This is a genomic window from Sphingopyxis sp. (genome assembly GCF_019459305.1).
GTDB lineage: Bacteria > Pseudomonadota > Alphaproteobacteria > Sphingomonadales > Sphingomonadaceae > Sphingopyxis.
Genome location: NZ_JAIBES010000059.1, coordinates 1 through 5,410 on the forward strand (window position 1 = coordinate 1; position 5,410 = coordinate 5,410).

Sequence of the window (5,410 nt, forward strand, 5' to 3'; positions counted from 1 at the left end):
GGGTACGATCGAGCCGGGCAAGCTCGCTGACATCATCGTCGTCGACGGCAATCCCGACGAGGATTTTGGGGCACTGCGAAAGGTGAAGACCGCCTTCGTCAATGGCCGACTGATGCTGCAGGAAGGCAGGATCTACCAGCCAGCACACATAGAGGTGCCGCTGCCGGAGCCGAAATAGGCAAGCTTTAATTTCTCAAGTCAATCGTTCGTAGCAGGGGGCGCGGACAATGCGAAGGGTCAGAAATCTAGCGTTTGTCGCTTTCGTAGTCGGGCCGTTGATTGCCTGCGGCGGAGGTGCAAATGCTCCGAAGCATTCGGGAGGAGCCGGTCACGTCGTTGATCTTCGGACAGCATCCCGAGCCGATGTCTACGGCTTTGCCAGTATCAGCGCGGCATGGTTCGACGGCTTCGCTATGCACGGACAAGCGCGCCCGACGATTAGGGCAACGCCCGAGGAGATCGATGCCTTTTTGTCCCGGAAAAGCGGGAGGCCATCATCTTTGGCGATGTCCTATATGTCGATCCGTGTAGCCGGTCGCTAAAGCGCGCCAACCGCCGATTGACGCTCTTTAGGCGGGCCGACGCAAAAGTCGGCTTGGCGGGCGCGAGAGTTTTCACATCATTTCGGTTCATGCTTGCTGTAGCGAGCGGTTTGTTCTGAGAACTCGGAAGACCCGACGCCCGGTCCGTCCTGGAGAAAAACCGCAGGTTTGGCGCCTGGGGTGCCAACCCGCTCATAATACAGCCGATGCCCGTCACCGACATCCAGCATTCCCGTTTGATATGGCTTTATCGCGGGAAAAAATGCGCGAAATTTGCTCCTCTTCACGCCATGGAAATGAAAGGACGCCCCGAGATTACTGCGACTGCAGATTCATCGCTACACTTAAAATAACTGTCGCTTTCCGAGCGATACTAGCTTGTGGGTAGCGCTTGCGACGTTATGTCTTGTCCCGTTTTTCCTAGCTTAAAGCACGGCCAGGGCGAACATGCGCAAACAAATAATTCTGCGGCTGAGGTTCATGTTTTCTGATGGCAAGGGAATTACCCAATCTCGACTGGCTTCGCGTTTTTGCGGCGACGGCCGCGACCGAGAGCTTCGCGCTTGCCGCAAGCGAACTTAGTGTGACCCCGGGTGCGGTCAGTCAACGTATCAAGGCGCTTGAGGCCTATCTTGGGGTGGAGCTTTTCCAGCGCTATCCGCAAGGGGTTCGTCTCACTGAGGTAGGGCGAAGCTATGCCCAACGCGTGCTTCCTCCTCTTGAACAGCTCAGGACGGCGACGCGCGAGATCTTGTCACCCGAGAGCGCAAAATCGATTCGTTTGACCGCCTTGCCCGCATTGGCGCAGCTTTGGCTTGGCCCCAGAATAGAGGAATTTCACAGGGCACATGCCAATACGACCATCGAAATCTGGGCCGATCCGATAGTCGTCGATTTGCGGACTTCCAATTTCGACATTGCCATTCGCTATGGTCGGCCACCGTTTCCCGGATGCGATCATCGCGAACTGTTATTTGACGAACTGGTGCCGATTGCGGCACCTTCACTTCTGCGATCATCGACTCTGGATGCGCAAGGATTGCCGATCGATACGCCGCTCTTCCTTGACAGCTATTGGGCGAATGATTTCGAGGACTGGCTTCGGTACACCGGCCATGTCCGGCCGACCGATCTCGTTACGCACACCTTTTCCCTCTATTCGATGGTGATCGAAGCCGCACTGAGCGGGCGCGGCTTCATGGTGGGTCACACTTCGGTCGTTTCGGATCTCATCGATGAGGGGCGACTGCAACCGCTTTCCGAACGGCGCGCGCCTGCGACCAACCAGTTTTACCTTCTCACCAAGTCGGCGTCGACGCCGTCCGACATTGCCGTGGCTTTTGTTGACTGGATCCTCGATCAAGCGATGACGAAGCAAGCAAGGGATATGGCCCAGTCGCAATAATTCCCGGCGCAAGGTCCGGAAAAAAAGTCTGTTCGCTATTGCGACCTCGCCGCCTCGCGTCGGGCTCGTTGCTGCCGACCCCGGCATATGGGCCGCCAAGTGGAGGGAGCATCTTTTGAGGCTCGTTTCTGCCGATGGGGAGCGCCCGCGCATCGCGCGGCTTGGCGCGACGCTGCGCTTAGCAGCAAATGCGTTGCAGATTACGACCCTCGCAAGGGCGCTGCTGATATCTCGTCGAAGCGCGCGCCGGCCCGGTCAGTTTTTCTTCGGACGGGCGAAGAGGCGCGTTGCGTTTCTATTTTAGCAGCTGCGGTCCCATCCGCGCGAGTCCGCCCACTCATCGCTGATGACTTCCCCGAGCTCGCGACGCACCGAATGCCGAGGCGATGATCAAGATCACGGAGCCCGGTGCGCTCAGAGGCGCCGTGCCAATGGTGGGATATCCTAAGATAGGATCAAAAAGCCTCCGCCTATGAAGCAGGAATACTCGTTTGCGCCGGGCTGTATGGGCTGAGAAGCTGATCTAATTCAGAGCGCGTAATCGGCGTGCTGGTCCTCATGCGTAAAGAAGTGGCTGCTCAAAATAAATATGAATAACCTAAAGCGAAAAGCGCGTCAGGATATATGTTGAGAGCAATGCAATATGTCTTTCCGATAATATTAAATTTCGGGATGATTTTTGAATGAATAAGCAATCTGTATATATTGGTACGATTATTAATATCTGGAATTGGGGTTGTCGGGAATTTTTCGTTTAAGAATGTTACAGGGGGATTGGAATGTCGTTAACACAATATCTTTCGCTGAGCGTGTCAGCGCTGGCGCTTTCATTGCCAATGTCGGCAATCGCACAAACATCGGAACAGGATACATCGAGCCCGCAGAACAGGCAGCAAGCGGCGTCAGCCAGTTCCAACGAAATCGTCGTGACCGCCACGCGGCGCGACGAGTCGATTTTGGATGTGCCTCTCAGCGTCACCGCTTATTCCCAGCAGGACCTTGATATCAGAGGCGTCCGCAATATTGAGGATCTGGTGCGGATGACGCCTGGCGTTTCGCTCAACCAGGGTACGCTGGGCATCAAGTATCTCGTGATCCGGGGCCTCACCTCGTCGGTCGGCGCAACCATGAACGGGGTCTATATCGACGATACGCCGGTACAGGTCCGCTCGCTCAGCGTGGCGACTAACTTCTATCCCGCCATGTTCGACCTTGACCGCATCGAAGTGCTGCGCGGACCGCAGGGCACGCTGTTCGGCGCCGGTGCCATGGGCGGCGCAATCCGCTTCATCTCGGCCCAGCCTGACTTTGATGACTATAGCGGCTACGGCCGCGCCGAAGTCGGTTTCACCGAAGGCGGGGACCCAAGCTATGAAGGCGGCGCCGCACTCGGCGGGCCGCTCATTGGCGAAAAATTGGCTTTCCGCGTCAGCGGCTATTACCGCCACGACGGCGGCTACATCGACCGAGTTCCCTATCTTGCCAACTGGGGCAGCGCTCGCAAAAATCATAACACCCGAGATACCTATGTCGGTCAGGCGCAGCTTGCGTTCAAGCCGACCGAAGACTCGACGATTACTGCCGGCGTCTTCTACCAGCAGGCTGATCGCGACAATACCGACGAGTTCTGGGAATCGCGGCCCGGGGCGGCCGTGCCATTGTCGGCGACGGCGTATCCGGAATTCACCAACGGTGATGGCATTGACTCTTTAGGGCGCGATCGGGCGATCCTCTATTCGGTCAAGGGTGAGTTCGATCTGGGGCCGGCGACCCTCATCACGAACACAGCTTTTCTCAACCGCGATGCAAACAACCGCGAAGACGTAGCCGCATTTTTCAAAGACCTGTTTGGCCTACCGCAGCAGATTCCGCTGGATACCCGGGGCACCATCAACCTGAACATGCGGCAAGACGCGTTCACGCAGGAGCTGCGGATTCAGTCGAACCCCAGCGACAGCCCCATCAGCTACGTCGCGGGCCTGTTCTACCAGAATTCTCGTCAGCGTGTGCTCGAACGCGACATAGCCGCCGACCCCACCACATTCATCTTGCCGACGATCAATGGGGTTATCGGTTTCGGACAAGACTTCTCACGCGATCGTCAGTTCGCCGTGTTCGGCAATATCGACTATAAACTGACTGATACGGTCACCATGACCGCTGGCGTGCGTTACTCCTATGTAACTTATGATTTTCGGCAAAGAAACGGCTACGACCTGCCGACCGACACGGTTCGGGTCGGGCGTACTACCGAAAGCCCGATCACGCCCAAGTTCGGTATCGAATACACCCCGAACGACAATCTGATGCTCTACGCCAATGCCGCCAAGGGGTTCCGCCCCGGCGGCACCAACTCGATACCCACGAACATCGCTCCGGCATGCGGAGACACATTGCAGGCGCTGGGCTATCCCGACCGGGTCCCGCCGAGCGAGTATCGTTCCGACAGTACCTGGGCGTATGAAATCGGCGCGAAGGGTCGCGTCGGCAGTTGGCTGACCTTCGCCGGTGACGTGTTCCGGATCGACTGGGACGATGTGCAGCGGACGCGCTCCGTGCTGAACTGTGCCAATCCTTTCATCGACAATCTGGGCAAATCTCGCGCGCAGGGGGTTGAGGCGAAGGTAACCGTCAGGCCCGTTGCCGGGCTGTCGCTCGACGGCAGCTTCAGCTATACCGATGCGACGGCGCAGGAAACGATCAGGGTTCCAGTCGCCGATCCCAACGCGCCTGATACGGTGGTCACCAAGGGCGACCGGTTTGCACCGCCCTGGATCATCTCCGCAGCGGCTGACTATGAAACGGCCGTGGGGAGCGGCGACGCCGTTGGCTATGGCCGCGTCCAATGGGATCACCGTAGCGGTTGGACCGTGCCCGGGGGCAACATCGGTTTTATCCCGCTCACCAGCCGTATTCCGCCGAGGGATTTTGTGGCCGCCCGCGTCGGCGTTCGCACGGGCGGAACGGATATCTCGCTCTATGTGAACAACCTGCTCGACTCGCGTGACGAGTTGGGACGGCTTGTTCTCGGTGGAGGGGCGGCAAACCGCATGACGCGCCAGGTTTATCGTCCCCGGACATTCGGGGTGACTGCGACCCATCGTTTCTGATCGTCCAAGATACGGGCCGGGCGCGATATGTCCGGCCCGCATCAAATCACTGTGCAATTAACTTAAGCCGAGCCTGACTCGGCGGCCACGTCAGGCCGCTCGCAACACGACGATGGAGATGAAGATGAAGACCGCCGCTTGGGCCTCTCGCTTGCTGTTCGCCGCCGCGCTGGTTGCCGTGCCTGCTATGGCACAGAATAATGAAACGCGCGCCGAGGCGCGCCCGATCTATAACCGCGATCAGTGGCTTCCGCCCTCGGTGCCGACCTCCGACGACGTGCTGCGGATACCGGTGCCGGCGGACTATAATGCTCCCAAAGGTTCGTTTGTGCTGGTCGGCGGACGGCTGTTCG

3 protein-coding genes and 1 pseudogene are annotated in these 5,410 nt (G+C 58.2%); 3 read left to right on the forward strand and 1 reads right to left on the reverse strand.

The annotated features are described in order from the left end of the window. Positions 1–667: 667 nt before the first annotated feature. Positions 668–772, reverse strand: a pseudogene (locus K0M74_RS06525) (prolyl aminopeptidase); the annotation flags it as partial. A 260-nt stretch (positions 773–1,032) separates the two neighbouring features. Here K0M74_RS06525 and K0M74_RS06530 point away from each other — a divergent pair. The 3 genes from K0M74_RS06530 to K0M74_RS06540 form a co-directional block, all read left to right on the forward strand. Then, positions 1,033–1,947, forward strand: coding sequence for a LysR substrate-binding domain-containing protein (locus K0M74_RS06530; protein ID WP_293969397.1), 915 nt, complete (start codon positions 1,033–1,035; stop codon positions 1,945–1,947). 779 nt (positions 1,948–2,726) lie between these two features. Continuing rightward, a complete protein-coding gene (locus K0M74_RS06535; protein ID WP_293969400.1) occupies positions 2,727–5,057 on the forward strand; it encodes a TonB-dependent receptor in 2,331 nt (776 codons plus the stop codon). A gap of 124 nt (positions 5,058–5,181) precedes the next feature. Further along, positions 5,182–5,410 (forward strand): hypothetical protein (locus tag K0M74_RS06540; RefSeq protein WP_293969403.1); only part of this gene is annotated, 229 nt, incomplete at its 3' end.